Source organism: Bariatricus sp. SGI.019 (assembly GCF_050315235.1).
Classification (GTDB): Bacteria; Bacillota; Clostridia; order Lachnospirales; family Lachnospiraceae; genus JAFBIX01.
In genome coordinates this window covers 34187-51708 of record NZ_JBNPOQ010000012.1, presented here as the reverse complement: position 1 = coordinate 51708, position 17522 = coordinate 34187, and the positions used below count along the sequence as shown (strand labels likewise).

Genomic DNA, 17522 nt, shown 5'->3' with positions numbered 1-17522 from the left:
CTGGTGGATTTTCTGTTACTACTTATTATAAAAATTATACCATGATTACACAAAAAGAAAAGATGGACATTCCGAATAAATGGGTAATCCATCTTTTCTGAAAGGCAATTATTAATCATCTATTACGTTGCAGAATATTTCTATGTCCCCGATTTCATTTATTTGTTGGTTAAAAAGATTCACAGTACCAGTGAGTTGGCAATGCTGTCTTTACTCTTTTTATAAAAAGATTTTCTAAATAACATACTAAAAATCTAAATATTTGAAAAATAATTCTCTATATATTAATTATTTTAAAATGGGTATTTGAGCTGTGCTGATTATTTGCGTCAAATATATATTATAATATTTAAAAAATGTGGATAATATTATTTAAATATTATTGACATTTCTTCCTCTGAATGCTATTTTATATTCAAATAATTGTCGTAGGAGGAAGCTCAAATGAAAGAAAAAGAGACAAAACGTGATAAATTTGTTCGCTTAGCAGAAGCCCGTACAAACAAAATCATAGATATGCTCCAGTTGTTAAGCAATTGCTCAAATTCCAATGTCTATGACTATACACAGCAGGATGTCGATAAAATTTTCAATGCTATTGATGCTGAAGTTAAAGAAGCGAAAAAGAAGTTCAGTAAGATTGAAAGTAAAAAGAGCACTCGTTTTACGTTAGATTAATTCAAGGAGGTGCTTTTATGAATAATTCTATGACTCCTATTCCCCAGAATTATAAGAATAATGTCGATTGGATTCTTGGTGCATATACAGATGCAGGTGTGACATTCCCGAATGGTTTTCAGAAAGACGCCATTCAAAATGCTGTAGGTGCTAGAAAAACCAACAAATGGAAGAACTGGTCCTGTGATATTTCGCTCATTGAAAATGAACACGGAAATTTTGTAGTTGTTGAAGATTCCGGCACCGTCGGTTTGACTGGTAAGAATACGCCATCAGAAACCATTAATCAGATGATGGCCAATGGAGAAGTGCTCCCTCCTTCTGAACGTCTATCACGTTTTACTTCTATGTTTAATTCAGGCGGAAACACAACTGGCGGTGGCCTTTTTGGTGCCGGTAAGAGTGTTTACTCTGTTGCCTCACAAACATATACCTATTATTTTGATTCTCTCAGAGAAGACGGTCTGTATGTTGCTAATCTGAATAAATGTGGGCAGGTAATGTCTGTGGCTCTGGAGGGAACTGATGCTAAAACTTTTATTCATGATACTACCGGCTTGGATGAGAAAAAAAGCACAGGAACGCGAGTTATTATTGAAATGCCTAAGGAAGAACTTGCCGACTCGATCCGTCAGGGAACAATCATCCCTTATATCCAAGAATCCTGGTGGCTTATTATCCAGCGTTTGGACGGAAGTTCCGCTATTACCGTTAATGGCAATCCAGTTCCAATCCCCACTGGAATCAAAGACGGATCTCATGTCTTCGAACTTCAAAATCCAGAAACTTATGCTTCAAATTATAAGGTAAAACATTTTGGATTATATGTATTTGATAAAGGCGGAAACATATGGGGAGGTATTTCCTATTACCGCAAAGGCATGAAAATCGGTGATATCGAATTAAAGGACATACCTGACAAGATTAAGGGCAAATACTGGGGCTATGTAGAAGTAGACGAAGCATGGGAAGATGATTTGTCTGAAATCGAAGATAAAGTTCATTTCGGTGTCAGCAAAGGAAAAAAACTGCGTGCAGCATATCAGAATCTCAAAAACTACTGTAATGAAAAAACTAAAGCGAACCTGATAGAATGGGGATTTATAAAAGACAAAGAGACTGAAGACAAAAAACTGAAGGATGAGCTAAAGCAAATTGCCGAAGATATTCAGGATCTCTTTGATAAGCTCGGACTTGAAGATCTTGGGAAAGGACCAAAGAAGGCAGATTTCGATGTCCGTTGGCAGGATATTGCATATCCGGTTAAAGATTCAGAACAAGTTACTTCTGGTGATAATATCAGTTTCTCTGTAAGAATCAAGAGCTCCTATGCTACAGACAAGAAATTTGAATATAAACTTTATGTGCTTAATCCGGCAACCGGCGAAGTTGTATCTTCTATTGCAAGTGACAAGGTCACTATAAAATCAAATACAGCTGAGAAGCTTGCGTTTATACATAAAGTTACAAAAGATAACTCTGTTCGTTTTGCTGAAAACCGTATTGTTCTTTCAGTTAAAGTGATCGGAAGTGGTAAAGAGAAGAAAAAGGAACTTCCTTACTTCTTTGATATAGAACGTCCGGACAACCGCAGAGAATCAGTAAATTTATCATTGCATGAATGCTTATTCCCGATTGAAGGTAGTCGCAGGGTAAATTTCGGAGAAAAAGTTAGGAAGGTATGCTATAAAATAGAGAATCAGCGCAATCATGAACTCAGTTATAAGCTTAATGTCAGCATACACAATGCAAGTGATCCGACCTGCCCTAAAATCGTTGATGTAGCATCTTTTACCGGAGAGGTAAAACCGTTTGAAGATGTTATTACCCCTTATATTGAAGAAATCGTATTTGAAAAAGTGGTTTATGAACAATACCTTACTGAAGGCGTTTTGGAATTGCGTGCAAGACTCATTGCGAACAAAGATGATAATCAATATGAAAAAGGCGATAAGATCACCTTCTATCACTACAAAGTTTTCTTAAATAGTGATGAGAAAAACGGTAAAAACGATGCATTTGATATACAGAGTATTGTTGCGCCTGAAAACTATAAGCGTTCGTGGTGTACACCGGGAAATGGAAGAACAATTTTCTTGAATGTTGGACATGCTGCATACTTAAATGTCCAGGATTATCCTGACATCCAGCACGAATATCTCCGTGAGCAAATGTTGAAGCAGTATGTACTTCTCTATTTAGGCGAAGGAAAATATGATATGTTCGGCCAGGACGGAAAAGATTTCTCCGAACTTGAGCCACAGGAAGCAGTTGATCAGGTACTTGAGAAAATCGAAAGTATCTATGCTCAAAGCTTGAAATGAGGTGATTTAAATGGGTCATATAGTTAAATTAGTAGACGGACATATGGTATATGACGGTTTGCTGTCTTCCAAAGAAAAAGCCTCAATAGATGATATTCTTCATGCTCTGCAAGAGGAAATACCGACTATTGAAGCTGATATGAAAGCAGAGTATGGACAAGGCGTCTGGTATAAATATAATCTCGGTTTATTTCTTGGTAGCCTGCTGGAGAAGTACGAGATTTCTGTTTCTGAACGTAGAAGGTTCTGGGACGAGATAAAACATTTCGCTACAAAGGAAGAACGTAAAAGAGACGAGGGAGCAAATTCCGTAACCCGTAGCTTTTATCAGCAATGTTATATTTTATCACAGCAAGATAAAGACGTTGTGGAAAAGTTGACATGGCGGCAGTGGCAGGATATTCTTGACCGAGTTGGCAATAGAGAAGATGAACGTATATTTCAATGGCTGAAACGATTCACGAAAAAAATCCGAGAGGATGATTGGAGAGAGTTTGAAAAAGCCTTGAATCTTTACCTCAAGGGAAAGGATACAAGTGTATTTGAAACCGAAGAACTTTTTGCAATATATGATTCTATCATGCTAATGAGCATTAAATGGCGGGAACAGTTTAAAGTGTTCTCGACAGAACATCCAAAGTCTGCAAAAATCAAATCAAAAGGAAAATGGTCAAAGAAATACTATGCTTTATGTTTTAATAAGAAAAAAGAACAGCATTCGCAGGTCGTGACTGAAGAAATGTGCTATGAAGCATTCGCAGAATTGATGTAATCATTAAAAAAGAGTTCTCATCCACATCAGATTGAATGAGAGCTCTTTTTTAATATTCTTCGCTTTCTGGTTATAATATGCTTGATGTAGCAGACAGCAAATCTTCATTAAATATCGGGGCAACGTATGCACTTAGAGAATATAGAAATATTTAATCTTTTAAATCCATCTTATTATTATAAATGAAACCTGCTCTCTCCCATTTCATTCATCCAGAAGAATGCTGCAGAGAATTCCCTTGGTTTTGTGAGTACCGGCACAGTGAGAATTTCTTTCTGCACGCCAAGTACCTGTGCCAACTTTCTTAGTAATTCCTCTCGGGGCGTACGTGCATTGGTTTCATACTGAGCAATTCGGACATCAGCGGTCTTTTCAGGAAAACCAACAGCCATGCCGAGTTGTTTCTGGGTAAGATTGTTTTTTCGTCTTAAATATCGTAATTTTTCTCCAAATGTAATCATAATCATATCCTCGCGTTTTATATGTATCTGTGTTGAGGTGCCGGTGTGGCACCTCAGTTTTATTAAGTAACAATTATTCTCCGGAACTTCCGAATGCATCAGTTCCTCTTTCTTGTCCAAGGTCAAATACAAAATCAGCAATGATGATAGGTGTAATTACCAGTTGACCAACTCTGGTTTCTTTGTGTATCGTCTGTACCTTGTTGCTGACATTGCTGATGATGGCATGGATCTCTCCACGATATCCAGAATCAACCGGTGGCAATTCACAGGTAAGCCCCTTCTCTGCCATGCTGCTTCTGGGAAATACAAATCCGGCATATCCATCAGGAAGGATTAGTCCGAATCCCAGCGGTACTTTGATAATTTCTCCTGGCTGGAGAGTACAGTCATAGGGCATATATACATCGGCACCGGCATCGTTTTCATGGACGCGGAGAGGATTGTGTCCGGGAGTCAGCCCGAAATCAATGAGTTTTATTTTCATACTGCATCACCTCTGCAAAGTAAAGGATAATCCAGATGAAGAATATCTTCGGGCAGCAAGATCTGCTCAATGGGATGTCGGCAGCTCATTTTTCCTTCCAGACATTTTGCTCTCTGGCAGAATGGTCCGGTCTGTTTCGGAATAAAAAGTGACGGACTTAATTCGAACAGATTCTGCCAGATCATGAGCATTACGATCCGCATCTCATCGGTATTTCTGCGGCAGCAACGCTGACCGATCATGTGTTTCCACTGATAAGGTGTGGCACTGATGATCAGTACATTACGTAGACCTTGTGGAGTTGCATAACCGGCAGCATCGTGACTGATACCAGCTTTGCACAGGCGCTCATAACAGTCCATGTCTGCCTGACAGCTTTCCAGATATAGTGTCCGTATCTCGGAAGGAGCGGAAATAATTTCGTAAGGAATCGCGAAATCTGCTTCTCCGGAATAGTTGCTGTACTGCAGTGAGGCACTCATGAATTTCACTTCGTTCTGATGACGTGTGATCTGGGAGAGAAACCTTCTGCTGGCACCCACAACAGCCAGAGTGATTACTGTGAATTTCTGAATGGTCGGGTGGGGAAGATCGCCCAGATTCGTCAAGGTTTCCTCCGTAAAGGCTTGATTATATAGGTCCATCAGGTCATTCATGGAATGGATGATGTGCCCTCTCTGGGTCAGCCTTGCAGCAAAGACCATATTCTTTTCTGCTTCTTTTACTGCAAAACAGTTCAATATTTTTGTCTCGATTTTATTCATTGCAGGCCCCCTCCCTGACCAGTGCGTTTAACAGAAACAGGTAGTTCAGACTGTCGGTAATCTTCTCCTCCCACATGCTCTGGTCGTAAGTTGACTGCTCCGAAAAGCACATATCATAAAGTGAGATGATGTGTTTTGCCATCATTCCGGCAAGGGCTCTTTCGGGTGTACATTCCTGCAGAGCTGCAGCTGTTTTAAATGCACTGAGCCTGTCCGGGTTGTTCCCAGTATATTCTTTTGCTTTCCCGCGTAGGGTTTCTTCACAGCGGTGTACTTGCTGTATGAATAGCAAATTGAATTCTGTTTGTGTCATAATGTTTTGTCCTCCTTCTTTTTGTGTTGTGAATTTGTTTTTTGGTTTTCTGTCTGTGCCGGTTGTTCGTAATACGTATAAATGGATGGCTCCTTCCTTTCGAGAATGGCATCCACATTGGCACTGGCGATTTCCAGTTCTTTGTGATAATCCCTGAATTGTTTTACAACTGATTTCTGGGTATTAATGGATTTCTGTAGTTCCACTTTTTGAGATTTCAGGATTTTCATCGAAAGCATCTTTCCATCCGGATAGAACGCTTTTAACCAGTCACGGGCTTCCTCGTAGGATTTGATTTCCGATAAATGATCCTGCCGGAATTTCTTTTTATTTTTCGATTTCAGAAATTCAGCATATATCGGTTTTGAAGCAAAATATTGTCCGGTGTAGTGAATCTGTGCGTTCAGATCCTTCATTTTGGAAGATAGATCAGAAAGATGTTCCTGAGCTTCTTCCATCTTTAATCGGATGTCAGTTTCCTGTTTTTTCAAATCTTCTCTTGTGTCATAACCATGATCCTGAATATAAATCAAGGTATCTGCCATTTGCTGCAGATTGCTGATCTTCACTTTCCGGGCATAAGCCTGATTCTGCATTGCCTTTACATTTGTCTGGAGATCCGTCACAAGGCGAAGCTCAGATTTTACAAAAAAGATCATAAATGGATCTGCATGATAATCGAGCTTGGCAACATTTTCCGTCCTGTGAGAACTTTCATGTGGACGAACTTTGCTGACTGAATGGTTCTGGAATTGCTGTTCCAGATATGCTTTTCCATAGTTGGCTCCCAGAGATTCTGCAGAGATCCGTCTGTCCCTGTCCGGATGAAGATACCGGTAACTACCTCTTTTCTCAATGACAGAAATATTGTATTTGTCCAAAAGCAGAGATTGGAATTCATCGAAACTTCCGGATAACTGCGAGCAGTCATCGATGGCATCCCTCAAAAACTGTTTTTGTGTCTGGAATACAGTTGAAGCTGGTTTCAGCCCGGTAGCACGAATTTTCTCATTTGTTTTATCCATCTGATCTTGTCCATGCGTCTTTGCCCAGTATTCTTCTCTTGTTACTTTTGCAGGTGCCGGAGAAAGGAGATCTACCTGGTGGAGCCCTTCTCGGTCACACATTTCCATGACCCCTTTTTTTAAATGTTTCAGAAATCTTGTTGTGGACCGGTGCTTAAATCCGGCTTCATGTTCATGAGGCTTGTCCATGTAATCCTGCCGGTCAACTGCATATTTACGAACACTGTTAATGACAATATGGGTATGAATGTTACCGGAGCCATTATGCCCATCTGTATGAGTGACCACCAGTGCCTGATAACCAGGAAAGTTTTTTCTGGCAAAATCCAGACATAGTGCCTGTGCCTTTTCTCCGGTGAGTCCACATTCTGTTGCATCGGCAGGGTCAAAACTGATGATGTAATGGTGGCTTTTGATATCCCCTCTTTTTTGATTTTTGTGAAAAAATGTATTTGTTTTCTCACATTCTTTGTCAAAAGACATTGGGTCACAATGCAGTCCGTCCATATAGAATTCTTCTCTCAACAGTTTCCTGCCGGAATCATCCAGAATCGCTTTTCCCGTTTTTTCGTTGTGTTGGAAAAGCAGATATTCCAGTGCAGCGGAATAATTCGCATTTCTGCTTTTAATGTGTTTGATTATGGCCATGCAATTCACCTGCCATTCTTAATACTTCTTTTCTCAAGGAAAACAGATCCGAGATACACTGCCGGATCTCATCTTTCATTTCCGCAGAGCTATCTCCACCAGTGTTAAAATATCTGGCGATCTGATTGAGATTTGATCCAATTTTTCCATATTCATTGACCAGACGTCGTAGTTCATCCATGTCAGCTACGACTTCAATCCTGTTTGTAATTTCCTTATCAAGAAGTAACTTTCTTAAGTACTCTGATCTGGAAATGCCAAGCATGGATGCCCCCTGATCTAAAAGAGCCATCTCTGCATCGGTAAGTCTTACAGCTACGAAATGTGGATGAGTAACATCTTTCCTTCTATTTGTTTTCTGCATATTCCTCCTTTCTTTGGAATGATTCATCACATAGTGATGCCAACATGAGTAAAAATGGCTGTCCCTTCCATTTGAACCTATGTTGCTGCGACCACTTTTTTAGTGGAAGCCAGAAGACATCTGTGATGTCGAAAACGAGGGCATGGGGAATCGGAATCCCCATCAAGATGAAAACCCGTAAGTGGAACAGTTGCCAAAATGGCACTACTGTTAAACACGGGTGGATCTTGCTCTTAGAAAAAGAACCTCTCACTTGTATGGGAAAAGAGAGCCCCTTATACAACATGGAAATGAAAAAACCTCGCTATGGTAGAAATATGATTTTGTTGATATAATCAGAGTGTGAAATGATTTGACGTGGAGGAATAATAGATGGTAAAGCCAATAATGAAAGATGTGTTCTTTCTGGGCCAAAAATCAGAACCTGCTACAAAGGCAGATCTGCAGGTGGGAAAGGATTTACAGGACACTTTACAGGCAAATCGTGCCGGGTGTGTAGGCATGGCTGCTAATATGATTGGTGTGAAAAAGAGAGTGATCATTGTAAATATGGGATTCGTAGATATCGTGATGTTTAATCCGGTTCTACTGAGCAAGGATACTCCGTATGAAACAGAAGAAGGATGTCTGTCTCTTTCCGGTGTGAGGAAAACAAAACGATATGAGAATATCGAAGTAGAATATTTTGATATGAACTGGAAAAAGCAACGACAGAAACTCAGTGGCTGGCCGGCACAGATCTGTCAGCATGAGCTGGATCATCTGGAAGGAATTTTGATTTAAATGATTTTTGAGATTACGGGAGTGATTGCTTATGGCATCGGAACGAACCGATGAATTATACAAGGTTTTACTGGACAGAGGATATCCCAAAGAGTTCTGTGCAGAAATTGCCTATAAAAATATGAATACAGATTATACTGCCACCCGGATGCTTGGTTATTTGTATCGGGTAAGTAATCCCCGAATCGAGGATCTGGTGGATGAAATGCTTGCAATCTTAAGTGACAGAGATGCAATCATTCAGAAAAAAGAAATGGAACATGCACAGACTGTGATCAATGGGATTTACAGAAATGGGTTGTAGAGAAAAAGTCAATTTAACAAATCGGGATTTTGGGAGGATTTGATAATGGTTCATTTGGTATATTGCGATAATTCGGGAAAGAAAGGCGAAAAAGCATTAGATAAGATTTTGGCAGGAACAAAAACAATGGTTGTGCGTGGAGCTGCAGGAAGGAAAATTCCGCATAGCAGAGTTTTTGAGGGAGAGCAGCTCTATTTTATGGAAAAAGGAAGTGCAGAAATCACAGCAACTGCTGTTGTCAAAAGTGTTCAGAATTATGTGAAACTGTCTGATGAAGAAATTGTGAAAATTCTTTCAGACAACCAAAACAAGCTGAACTTATCTGAGAAACAAAATGAGCGCTGGCACAAGAAATGTCTGTGTTTGGTAGAATTTGAAAATGTCGAGGAAATAACTCCGCTTGTTTTTGAACATCAAAACAATATGGATGATTGGTTGATAATTGAAAAGATTGAGGATGTTGTAGCGGGTACAAGTGTTCCCTACAATTATGAAAAATCGAAGTTTTGAGCGATATATTCCAGATTTTAAGTTGATAAATCAAGATTTGTAGGGATATATATTCAAGAAAATGGCGCATTTGTGGGGATGATACGAATCGTGTCACACATGTGAAAGAGAGATTCTGTTGTCATTTTACGCTTTTTGATAAGATGAAACTGTCGAAAAGACAAACCAATATAGAAAGGACGTAGAATGATGAAAAAGAATGGAAAACAGGTTTTATTATTTGGAGGGATATTCATTGTAGCGTTTGCAATATGGACAGCTTTGATCCAGATGGTAGATGTGCAACCACTGGGACAGCACGGAACTAATATTGGATTTGCAGCATTCAATTGCTGGTTTCATCGTTTGACAGATGTCAATATGACAATTTATACGATTACTGATTGGATGGGTCTGATTCCTTTAGCTGTATGCCTGATTTTTGCGGGTATTGGACTGGTTCAGTTAATAAAGAGAAGAAGTCTCTTCAAAGTGGATCCAGATATCATTATCCTGGGTGTTTATTATGTTATTGTGATACTGGCATACTTCATTTTTGAAATCATCCCAATCAATTACAGACCAATTTTAATCAATGGAATTATGGAGGCTTCTTATCCTTCTTCAACGACATTACTGGTATTGTGTGTGATGCCTACTTTGATCGAACAGATTCGGCGCAGAATGTCATGTTCTACATTAAAAAGAATCATAACGATTCTGGCAATCGCTTTTTCTGCATTCATGGTGATTGGCAGATTGATTTCAGGAGTACATTGGTTTACGGATATTGTGGGTGGTGTATTGTTAAGTGCCGGATTATTTACTATTTATAAGGCAGTAGTTATGCTGACAATAAAAAAGTGAAATAAAAAAGGAGGTGCAGGGGGTGGAATTCTATGAAAAGCTTCAGGAATTAAGAAAGAGCCGAGGCTTGACACAGGAAGAACTGGCAGAGGCATTATATGTTTCAAGAACGGCAATTTCAAAATGGGAATCCGGAAGAGGATATCCGAGCATAGATTCATTAAAAGAAATATCCGGATATTTCTCTGTGTCCATTGATGAGTTTTTTTATCCGGAGATCAGTTGGTTTTGATTGCGGAAAAAGAAAACAAGTCAAATCTCAACGGGTTATGTGACTTGCTATTTGGATTTTCCGATCTGCTCTCATTAATGCTTATTTTTCTTCCATTGTATCCCAAACCGGTTGATGGATATATCTATTCAGTAAGTCTTATTGAGTATGTAGATAATGAATTTTGGATTCGTATGACATACTGGGGCCTTTTTAGCGCATTGACGATTATTGGAATTGTGAATATTTTAATGGTCAATTTTAAATTTGAAAAGGGGAAAAAGGTGATTACTTTTTTGTCTGTAGGGCTTAGTATTATTACTGTTTTGTATTTGGCGATTGCGAAAGAACCACATGCAGTAACAGTGGCTTTTCTGTTATTTCTTATTAAAGGGGGACTACTTTATAAACGAGCTACGGCAGGTCGATAAGGAGTTGAGTCATATTAATTCTAGTTTTTAGAACTTGAGAGATCGGAATTTGTAAGATTAGGAAGGAAGAATAATCAATGAGTTATCTCGACTATGAAGGAAATAAAATATTTTATGAAGAAGCAGGTGAGGGCAAGCCTTTAATAATTCTGCACGGGAATACAGCATCGAGCAAAATGTATGCACCGATTATTCCTCTCTTTTCGGAAAACCATCGTGTAATTACAATGGATTTTCTGGGATGTGGACAATCAGACAGGCTGCGTGAGTGGCCGGCAGATTTGTGGTATGAATGGTCAAAACAGGTTATTGCTTTATGCGACCATCTGAACCTCTCAAAAGTTGATCTAATCGGATGCAGTGGCGGAGCTCTTGTGGCTATTAATGCGGCATTGGAGAATCCTGAACGCATAAGGGTACATTTGAAGATAGCAGGCAGTATACAATAAGACGCTTTGGTGTAAATGGAACTACTGTGGAAAGAACTGTCTTTCCATCGGATGAAAGAAACAGATATCTGCACATTTATTACAGCTATAGCAAGGCAGCTGCTGAAAGGGAACAACTGGAACAAAAAATAGACAAGCTCGCTGCTTATTTTAAGAAACTGGAGGGGCAACCTGTAGTACTTGATAAATCATATGAAAAGTATTTCAGCCTGGAATACTACCACGAGGGTCAGGAAGACCAGTGCTTTGTGTGTGCTATAGAAAAGAGCTCTGTTATTGAAGAAGAACTGAAAATGTGTGGTTATTTCTGTATTATTACTTCGGAAAATATGAAGGCGAAAGAGGCTCTTGAACTGTATAAGAGCAGGGATGTTTCTGAAAAGTTATTCAAAGCGGATAAGACATTTTTAGGCAACAGAAGTATGAGGGTGTATACCGGTGATGCGCTGGAAGGGAAAATGTTGATTGCATTTGTTGCCCTGATTATCAGAAATCGCATGTATACAAAGCTCAAGGATGAAGAAGAAAAACTGCTCAGTTCTCCAAACTTTATGAATGTACCTGCAGCAATCAGGGAACTTGAGAAAATAGAGATGATACGGCAGGCGGATGGCGTTTATCGCCTGGATCATGCTGTAACAGCAAACCAGAAAATAATACTCAAAGCATTTGGTATTGATGCGAATTATATCAAAAGAAAAGCGGAACAAATCAGCAATGAACTGAATCCAAAAGTTCTTAAGGTTAAGATTAACGGGAGGAAATCATAGTGGCAAGAAAATATAAATCCAGAGTAACTACAGAAAAGCTTGATGCAAAAATCGAACAGCAGAAAGAGACATTGGAAAAGGCCAAAGCCAGATATGAAGCAGAAAAGGATGCTCTTGCAGAGCTTGTAAAAATGCGTAATGAACTGCGTAAGGAAGAATTAATGGATGCGGTTATAAATAGCAGCAGATCCTATGAAGAGATTCTTGCATTTGTGAAAGGGGAAGGTCTGACAGAATGAAAAAGGAATCAAAGAAACGAATCGACCTATATGATATCGGTGATGGTCTGACGCTTATGAATTTAATTGAAAAAAATGACAGCGGTAAGATGCACCATATAACTACTTACATAGGGATTGAAGGTAACGGTTTTGTATGCGTTGGCAATGCAAATGATTTGGATGCACCAGGTGCAATATTTAGCTATCAATCATATGTTAGGGAACAGGAAGCAATGTTGCCATTTCTTATTGATATCTTTGAAACGAATACTGGCGTAAAATAATGAAGATTGGAGTGCTGCAACAAGTAGGCTCCAATCTTTACATTTGAGTGGAAAAATTTCTGGAAGTTAAGAATCATAGTGCTGATAAAAATAACTCTAATTATTGCGTTTTATATGTTGACTGCTGAGTTAAAATGAATTATAATATTGCGTAATTGTATGGAGTTTTGTTAGGCCGAATTTACATGATGCTTAACTTACATGGCTCATTAAGATACAATTTCAACGATCATGAAATATGAAAGGAGCATCGTTCTTATGTCAGGAATTATTATTAATTATTTTATTATCTTGGATAAACAAAATAAATTTAATTAAAAACACATAGACACAACTATTTTATATATAGATATATAAGCGACAGTTGCGTTTTAGCGTGTCGCTTTTTTGTTGTCCTTGTGTTTATGAAGAAGAAAGGATACTATATATGAAATCAAATAAAAACTGGAAAGTTTCCGCTGTATTATTTTTATTAAGCCAAAATATATCTCTTTTTGGTTCGTCAATTGTTGGCTATGCTGTAATCTGGCATATAACCCTTGAAACATCATCAGGCTTTTGGATGATGATGGCAACTATATTTAGCAATCTGCCCCAAATAATAATCTCCTTATGGGGAGGTGCCTTAGCAGATAGGTTTAATCGTAAATATATGATTATGGCGGCAGACGGTTTTATAGCGTTGGCAACATTGGGTTTAGCAATATCGTATTGGGTAGGTTTTCAAGATAAAATTCTATTGTTGGTTGTTTTAGCAATTCGTTCGACGGGGGCAGGCATTCAATCTCCGGCAGTCAATGCTATTTATCCGCAAATAGTGCCAAAAGAAAATTTGACTAAAATTCAGGGTATTAATCAAACAGTAAATGCAATTTGTTTATTACTTGCTCCTGCTATTGGTGGAGTTTTGCTTGGTTCCATCGGTCTTGTTTGGGCTTTCATGGTCGATGTTGTTACAGCAGTTATTGCTATTACCATAATGAGCATGATCAAGGTTGGAAAACAAAATTCAACAGTAAATACAAACTCAATGATTTCAGATATTCGTGCAGGAATAGATTATGTATTTGAACATTCCGAGTTAAAGAAACTAATTGCTTTCTATGCTATTGCCTTTATTTTGCTGACCCCGGCAATGGTATTATCGCCGTTAATGATTGAACGTACATTTGGAAATGAAGTATGGCGATTGACTGCAAATGAAATTCTTTGGACTGTTGGTTCTCTTATTGGAGGCGTTTTTATTGCTTTAAGAAAGCAAATTAAAAATAAGGTATTTGCAATTGCTGCTGTTTTTATTGCATTTGGAATAGCATTTGGGTTTATGAGTATTGCGACAAATTTTGCATTGTATCTCGTATTTATCTTAATAGCAGGATTCTTTATGCCTATACTCACTACTGTACAAACCGTATATGTTCAGGAAATTACAGAGCCAGATGTATTAGGGCGAGTTTTTTCAATTATTCAAATAGCATCAACAAGTGCTTTGCCAATAGCTATTCTATTTCTGGGACCATTGGCAGACATTGTTAGTGTGCAATCTATGTTGTTTGTATCCGGTGTTTTATTAGTTATTTGCGGTGTGCTGTATGGCAGATAACGCTAAGAAAATAAATTGATATAAAATGACAAAAAGGAGGGCATTGTAGTATGGCAGGTACTTTTTGGGTGCATAGCAAAAGCTATTGCACTCTAAATATTTAGAAACTATTTTGTAACAGCTTTTGCTAATCCTAAGATTTATTTTTTAGGAGGTGCAGGATGAGCTATCCAAAAATATATGAGGTTTTACCAAAAGACATTATACTGCAAATTCAAGATTACATTGAAGGAGAAGTAATATATATTCCCAAACGCAGTGAGAATAAAAAATCTTGGGGAGATTGTACAGATACAAAAGAAATACTGTCACTCCGTAATAAAAAAATATATTATGACTATTGTGATGGCATATCTGTACAGCAACTAGCTCAGAAATATTTTTTGGCTGAAAAAAGCATTCAACGAATTATTAGATATGAAAAAAATAATAGATAAGTTCCACCCCAAATGCGTCATGTTATCATGGCGCATTTTTATTATAAAGAAAAGTTAGATTTACACTATTTTTGATATATTTTTAAAAGCACATTTAGATATTTTGGAACATCTTTAATCATAAAAGAAACGTGTAACCCTATGATAAAACAAAACTTGGTAAAATATAAGTAGTTATTAAATGGAGTCAAGTATACATATCAACGGTTATATAAAAACTGTAGTTATGGCAATATTTTTGTAATGAGCCAAATGGCGGTTTTGACTTGACAATCAAAGCTGCCGTTTTCCTGTTGAAAAATTGGATAAGCGGAGGGTGTATTAAATTCACCCTTTTTTTTGAGGACACGGCGGTATCAAGGAGGTATCGCTGTGTTCATTTTTTTCGACAAAACTTGATAATTTATAACTTGTTAAAAAAAGTCTATATCCTCCAACGGGATATTATGGCTATCAGTATGAATATACACATCATTATATAAATGTAAATATTTCATGTTATGCCCGACTGTGCTTTCAGTCGGGCATTTTTGGGTTTTATTTAAAGTTTTTTCCGAAATTCACTTATAAGTTTGGCAGTTTTGCAATTCCCACCGTAGTAGTGGCGAAAGGGAAACAGCGGAGTCACCGCCCGAGAGGGGGTGAGAATGTGAAACCTAACAGCCATGAGCAAAGTAAGCGGCACACCTTTGATAGTTTTTGTAAAAAGGTACTGAAACATGAGGCAAGGGATTATTACGATGAGCTGAAACGCCAGCGTGATAGAGAAATAGTAAAGTATATTAATGAAAAAGGACCAGATTTTATAAAGGAAGAACTGGAAACTAAAATTGATACGTTAGGAGAACAATCTGTCATAGATCTCTGTAACCATATGAATATTTCGGAAGGAGCCGTTCGAAAAATAGTAGCAGATTTTTATCACAAAGCAATTGATTCTGTCATCGGAAAGCTGATCGGTAATTTGAATATTGCAGAAATTATCGAAGATAAAATCAATGCTATGAATGTAGATAGTCTGGAGAAACTGGTGCTGACTGTGATGAAAAAAGAATTGGATACAATTGTAAATCTTGGGGCTTTAGTAGGTGCAGTTTTAGGAGTTTTAAATATTATTATATAATTTCTTATGTAAAGAAGATAATGATTGTAAACTAAGTTTTCATGGATGAATGAAAAGATATATATGATATAGCACAAATAGGACAAGAGGACAACAGGAATTTACTGTGTAGTTGTGATTGTATTGATGAACACTGTTTGTAAGAGATAACCTCCAGTTTATCTGTTTCTTAAAATGACGATATCATGGAATAAATACAACATAATGAGAACATGTTACCTTCGTATGATTCGATTCATACGGAGGTTTTCTTTTGCCCATTTTTCTCATATTGACTTTTTTTAACTGAAACATGTTGTATAAGCCCCTCTAAAACTTTGGATATATAGAGGGACATTTATATCCGCGAGCAACGAGCCAAGCGGACATGCTTGCATGTCCATCTGGCGACTGCCGCGAGAGCCAAATGCCCCGTCACTTGCGGGAGTATTTGGAATGCCGCCTCCAAAATAATGAAATGTGAGGTAATGACATATGTCAGAGAAAAGATGTTATACAGTAAAAGAGTTACAGGAAATCCTTGGAGTCAGCAGACCGACAATATATAACCTTCTGAAGAAAAATGAGTTCCGGTGGATCCAGCTGGATGGCGGAAAGTACCGTATTTCCAAAAAAAGCTTTGATGACTGGCTGGATAAGTTGCCGGAATCTTCCAACTAATCTCCTATCCGGATGAAAAATCGACATCCTAAATTTTTTTGAAAAAGTGCGGTATGGTATGGGAAGAAGGAGGAAAGCTTCATGGATGAGAAGGGAAAAATGAATACCAAGGAATACGAAGAACTGATAAAGGAAGTGAAAGCAAACAGCCCATACAAGAGGCTGTCTTCTGCGAAAAAGAAATGGATGAGTGTTTCTGAGATGGGCGAGCTTTTAGGGCTTAAAAAGACGGATCGGTATTGGCTGGTACATAAAAACTTTTTTGAGACCAAAGAGATTGCCGGAAAGATGCGGGTCAATATTGAGAGTTTTGAAAAGTGGTATGCGAATCAGATTAAATATCATAAAGTCACCGGAGAAGAACCGGGAAAGAAATTGAAAGAATGGTCTTATTCTGTTCCGGAACTTGCAGAAATGCTGGAGCTTACGGATGGTGTTGTTTATGACCTGATCAAGCGGAATAATATCGAAGTAGTGATTGTGGACTACTGGAAACGTGTACCCAAAGCTGCATTTCAGAAATGGTATGACGGACAGTCCAGATACCGCACGAAAGAGGATAAAAAGAGGGACGCCGAAATGGAGGCCGCTACTCTCACTATGCCGGAAATGGCCAGACAGCTGGGAATCACCAGAAATCAGGTATATGGCATCCTGAATAGTCAAAAGTATCAGCATTTCTTTGAGTTCGTCACGATCGCTGATCGAAAAAGAATCACGAAGGAAAGCTTTCAGAAGTTTCTGGAAGGGCAGGATGAATATCATCTGGATCCGGCGAACGATTATGAAGAACTGGCAATGGAAGAAAATGTGGCACTGGCGAATTATCGGAGAAAGAAACTGGCACAGACCGGGGAACGAGGAAGGAATGGCAATCTGCAGTATCTTACTATAGATGAAGCAGCCTTTATGGCAAAGGTCAGCCGGTCCATGATAAATGTCTGGTACACAAAAGGATATTTTCCGGTTGTAAAAATAAGGAACCATGTTCGGATCAAACGAAAAGAATTTGAAGCGTGGCTGGAAAAGAGAAATACAGAAAGGGGCTGTTAAA

The 17522-nt window shown here is 38.3% G+C and carries 24 protein-coding genes; 18 read left to right on the top strand and 6 right to left on the bottom strand.

The window, feature by feature from the left end:
• The first annotated feature begins 444 nt into the window (after positions 1-444).
• From ACQRD1_RS09175 to ACQRD1_RS09165, 3 genes are read left to right on the top strand one after another with little or no spacing between them, the layout of a single operon-like run.
• Positions 445-678 carry a hypothetical protein gene (locus ACQRD1_RS09175; protein WP_427787347.1) on the top strand — a complete coding sequence of 78 codons (234 nt, stop codon included), beginning with the start codon at positions 445-447 and terminating at the stop codon, positions 676-678.
• A 17-nt stretch (positions 679-695) separates the two neighbouring features.
• Positions 696-3002: a hypothetical protein gene (locus ACQRD1_RS09170; protein ID WP_427787345.1), complete on the top strand. Its 2307-nt coding sequence runs from the start codon at positions 696-698 to the stop codon at positions 3000-3002.
• A gap of 10 nt (positions 3003-3012) precedes the next feature.
• Positions 3013-3774, top strand: a complete 762-nt coding sequence (locus ACQRD1_RS09165; protein ID WP_427787344.1) for a hypothetical protein — start codon at positions 3013-3015, stop codon at positions 3772-3774.
• A gap of 176 nt (positions 3775-3950) precedes the next feature.
• Here ACQRD1_RS09165 and ACQRD1_RS09160 read toward each other — a convergent pair whose 3' ends face one another.
• The 6 genes from ACQRD1_RS09160 to ACQRD1_RS09135 form a co-directional block, all read right to left on the bottom strand.
• Entirely contained in the window at positions 3951-4235 is a 285-nt protein-coding gene (locus tag ACQRD1_RS09160) for a helix-turn-helix domain-containing protein (protein WP_427787342.1), read from the bottom strand.
• A 73-nt stretch (positions 4236-4308) separates the two neighbouring features.
• Positions 4309-4722, bottom strand: a complete 414-nt coding sequence (locus tag ACQRD1_RS09155; protein WP_427787340.1) for a dUTP diphosphatase — start codon at positions 4720-4722, stop codon at positions 4309-4311.
• A complete protein-coding gene (locus ACQRD1_RS09150) occupies positions 4719-5486 on the bottom strand; it encodes an FAD-dependent thymidylate synthase (protein ID WP_427787338.1) in 768 nt (255 codons plus the stop codon). The genes ACQRD1_RS09155 and ACQRD1_RS09150 overlap by 4 nt, the downstream gene beginning before the upstream one ends.
• Positions 5479-5799 (bottom strand): hypothetical protein, encoded by a 321-nt coding sequence (locus tag ACQRD1_RS09145; RefSeq protein ID WP_427787336.1) that lies wholly within the window; start codon positions 5797-5799, stop codon positions 5479-5481. The genes ACQRD1_RS09150 and ACQRD1_RS09145 overlap by 8 nt, the downstream gene beginning before the upstream one ends.
• Positions 5796-7472 carry a relaxase/mobilization nuclease domain-containing protein gene (locus tag ACQRD1_RS09140; RefSeq protein ID WP_427787334.1) on the bottom strand — a complete coding sequence of 559 codons (1677 nt, stop codon included), beginning with the start codon at positions 7470-7472 and terminating at the stop codon, positions 5796-5798. Before ACQRD1_RS09140 ends, ACQRD1_RS09145 begins: the two co-directional genes overlap by 4 nt.
• Entirely contained in the window at positions 7450-7836 is a 387-nt protein-coding gene (locus ACQRD1_RS09135; RefSeq protein ID WP_427787332.1) for a plasmid mobilization protein, read from the bottom strand. The genes ACQRD1_RS09140 and ACQRD1_RS09135 overlap by 23 nt, the downstream gene beginning before the upstream one ends.
• 372 nt (positions 7837-8208) lie before the next feature.
• Between ACQRD1_RS09135 and ACQRD1_RS09130 the strand changes: the two genes are divergently transcribed.
• The 15 genes from ACQRD1_RS09130 to ACQRD1_RS09060 all read left to right on the top strand — a co-directional run bounded on the left by ACQRD1_RS09130 (position 8209) and on the right by ACQRD1_RS09060 (position 17521).
• Complete coding sequence (locus ACQRD1_RS09130; protein ID WP_427787330.1) at positions 8209-8619, top strand: peptide deformylase; 411 nt, start codon at positions 8209-8211, stop codon at positions 8617-8619.
• Between the two features lie 31 nt (positions 8620-8650).
• Positions 8651-8923 carry a hypothetical protein gene (locus ACQRD1_RS09125; RefSeq protein ID WP_427787328.1) on the top strand — a complete coding sequence of 91 codons (273 nt, stop codon included), beginning with the start codon at positions 8651-8653 and terminating at the stop codon, positions 8921-8923.
• A gap of 108 nt (positions 8924-9031) precedes the next feature.
• The gene (locus ACQRD1_RS09120; protein ID WP_427787326.1) at positions 9032-9433 is read left to right on the top strand and encodes a hypothetical protein; all 402 of its coding nucleotides are present in this window, start codon (positions 9032-9034) and stop codon (positions 9431-9433) included.
• A gap of 186 nt (positions 9434-9619) precedes the next feature.
• Positions 9620-10279, top strand: a complete 660-nt coding sequence (locus ACQRD1_RS09115; RefSeq protein WP_427787324.1) for a phosphatase PAP2 family protein — start codon at positions 9620-9622, stop codon at positions 10277-10279.
• Positions 10280-10301: 22 nt separating this feature from the next.
• On the top strand, positions 10302-10511 hold the full coding sequence (locus ACQRD1_RS09110; protein WP_427787322.1) for a helix-turn-helix domain-containing protein: 210 nt from the start codon (positions 10302-10304) through the stop codon (positions 10509-10511).
• The gene (locus ACQRD1_RS09105) at positions 10508-10921 is read left to right on the top strand and encodes a hypothetical protein (RefSeq protein ID WP_427787321.1); all 414 of its coding nucleotides are present in this window, start codon (positions 10508-10510) and stop codon (positions 10919-10921) included. The genes ACQRD1_RS09110 and ACQRD1_RS09105 overlap by 4 nt, the downstream gene beginning before the upstream one ends.
• 77 nt (positions 10922-10998) lie before the next feature.
• Entirely contained in the window at positions 10999-11370 is a 372-nt protein-coding gene (locus tag ACQRD1_RS09100) for an alpha/beta fold hydrolase (protein WP_427787319.1), read from the top strand.
• Between the two features lie 26 nt (positions 11371-11396).
• A complete protein-coding gene (locus ACQRD1_RS09095) occupies positions 11397-12140 on the top strand; it encodes an IS1634 family transposase (RefSeq protein ID WP_427787318.1) in 744 nt (247 codons plus the stop codon).
• A complete protein-coding gene (locus tag ACQRD1_RS09090; protein WP_002578779.1) occupies positions 12140-12379 on the top strand; it encodes a hypothetical protein in 240 nt (79 codons plus the stop codon). Before ACQRD1_RS09095 ends, ACQRD1_RS09090 begins: the two co-directional genes overlap by 1 nt.
• The gene (locus ACQRD1_RS09085; protein ID WP_002578778.1) at positions 12376-12645 is read left to right on the top strand and encodes a hypothetical protein; all 270 of its coding nucleotides are present in this window, start codon (positions 12376-12378) and stop codon (positions 12643-12645) included. The genes ACQRD1_RS09090 and ACQRD1_RS09085 overlap by 4 nt, the downstream gene beginning before the upstream one ends.
• Positions 12646-13072: 427 nt before the next feature.
• Positions 13073-14248, top strand: coding sequence for an MFS transporter (locus ACQRD1_RS09080; RefSeq protein ID WP_427787315.1), 1176 nt, complete (start codon positions 13073-13075; stop codon positions 14246-14248).
• A 161-nt stretch (positions 14249-14409) separates the two neighbouring features.
• Positions 14410-14685: a CD3324 family protein gene (locus ACQRD1_RS09075; RefSeq protein WP_002578942.1), complete on the top strand. Its 276-nt coding sequence runs from the start codon at positions 14410-14412 to the stop codon at positions 14683-14685.
• A 649-nt stretch (positions 14686-15334) separates the two neighbouring features.
• Complete coding sequence (locus ACQRD1_RS09070) at positions 15335-15808, top strand: DUF445 family protein (RefSeq protein ID WP_427787313.1); 474 nt, start codon at positions 15335-15337, stop codon at positions 15806-15808.
• A gap of 474 nt (positions 15809-16282) precedes the next feature.
• Positions 16283-16468, top strand: coding sequence for a helix-turn-helix domain-containing protein (locus tag ACQRD1_RS09065; protein WP_075671598.1), 186 nt, complete (start codon positions 16283-16285; stop codon positions 16466-16468).
• An 81-nt stretch (positions 16469-16549) separates the two neighbouring features.
• Positions 16550-17521, top strand: coding sequence for a helix-turn-helix domain-containing protein (locus ACQRD1_RS09060; RefSeq protein ID WP_427787311.1), 972 nt, complete (start codon positions 16550-16552; stop codon positions 17519-17521).
• The last annotated feature ends 1 nt before the right edge of the window (position 17522 follow it).

Excerpts from the sequence above, each read along its gene's own strand:
- ACQRD1_RS09085 (WP_002578778.1), top strand. The coding sequence starts at position 12,376 with ATGAAAAAGGAATCAAAGAAACGAATCGACCTATATGATATCGGTGAT.
- ACQRD1_RS09160 (WP_427787342.1), bottom strand. The coding sequence starts at position 4,235 with ATGATTACATTTGGAGAAAAATTACGATATTTAAGACGAAAAAACAAT.
- ACQRD1_RS09130 (WP_427787330.1), top strand. The coding sequence starts at position 8,209 with ATGGTAAAGCCAATAATGAAAGATGTGTTCTTTCTGGGCCAAAAATCA.
- ACQRD1_RS09150 (WP_427787338.1), bottom strand. The coding sequence starts at position 5,486 with ATGAATAAAATCGAGACAAAAATATTGAACTGTTTTGCAGTAAAAGAA.
- ACQRD1_RS09065 (WP_075671598.1), top strand. The coding sequence starts at position 16,283 with ATGTCAGAGAAAAGATGTTATACAGTAAAAGAGTTACAGGAAATCCTT.
- ACQRD1_RS09145 (WP_427787336.1), bottom strand. The coding sequence starts at position 5,799 with ATGACACAAACAGAATTCAATTTGCTATTCATACAGCAAGTACACCGC.
- ACQRD1_RS09140 (WP_427787334.1), bottom strand. The coding sequence starts at position 7,472 with ATGGCCATAATCAAACACATTAAAAGCAGAAATGCGAATTATTCCGCT.
- ACQRD1_RS09165 (WP_427787344.1), top strand. The coding sequence starts at position 3,013 with ATGGGTCATATAGTTAAATTAGTAGACGGACATATGGTATATGACGGT.
- ACQRD1_RS09115 (WP_427787324.1), top strand. The coding sequence starts at position 9,620 with ATGATGAAAAAGAATGGAAAACAGGTTTTATTATTTGGAGGGATATTC.
- ACQRD1_RS09175 (WP_427787347.1), top strand. The coding sequence starts at position 445 with ATGAAAGAAAAAGAGACAAAACGTGATAAATTTGTTCGCTTAGCAGAA.
- ACQRD1_RS09075 (WP_002578942.1), top strand. The coding sequence starts at position 14,410 with ATGAGCTATCCAAAAATATATGAGGTTTTACCAAAAGACATTATACTG.
- ACQRD1_RS09155 (WP_427787340.1), bottom strand. The coding sequence starts at position 4,722 with ATGAAAATAAAACTCATTGATTTCGGGCTGACTCCCGGACACAATCCT.
- ACQRD1_RS09170 (WP_427787345.1), top strand. The coding sequence starts at position 696 with ATGAATAATTCTATGACTCCTATTCCCCAGAATTATAAGAATAATGTC.
- ACQRD1_RS09100 (WP_427787319.1), top strand. The coding sequence starts at position 10,999 with ATGAGTTATCTCGACTATGAAGGAAATAAAATATTTTATGAAGAAGCA.
- ACQRD1_RS09060 (WP_427787311.1), top strand. The coding sequence starts at position 16,550 with ATGGATGAGAAGGGAAAAATGAATACCAAGGAATACGAAGAACTGATA.
- ACQRD1_RS09080 (WP_427787315.1), top strand. The coding sequence starts at position 13,073 with ATGAAATCAAATAAAAACTGGAAAGTTTCCGCTGTATTATTTTTATTA.
- ACQRD1_RS09135 (WP_427787332.1), bottom strand. The coding sequence starts at position 7,836 with ATGCAGAAAACAAATAGAAGGAAAGATGTTACTCATCCACATTTCGTA.
- ACQRD1_RS09125 (WP_427787328.1), top strand. The coding sequence starts at position 8,651 with ATGGCATCGGAACGAACCGATGAATTATACAAGGTTTTACTGGACAGA.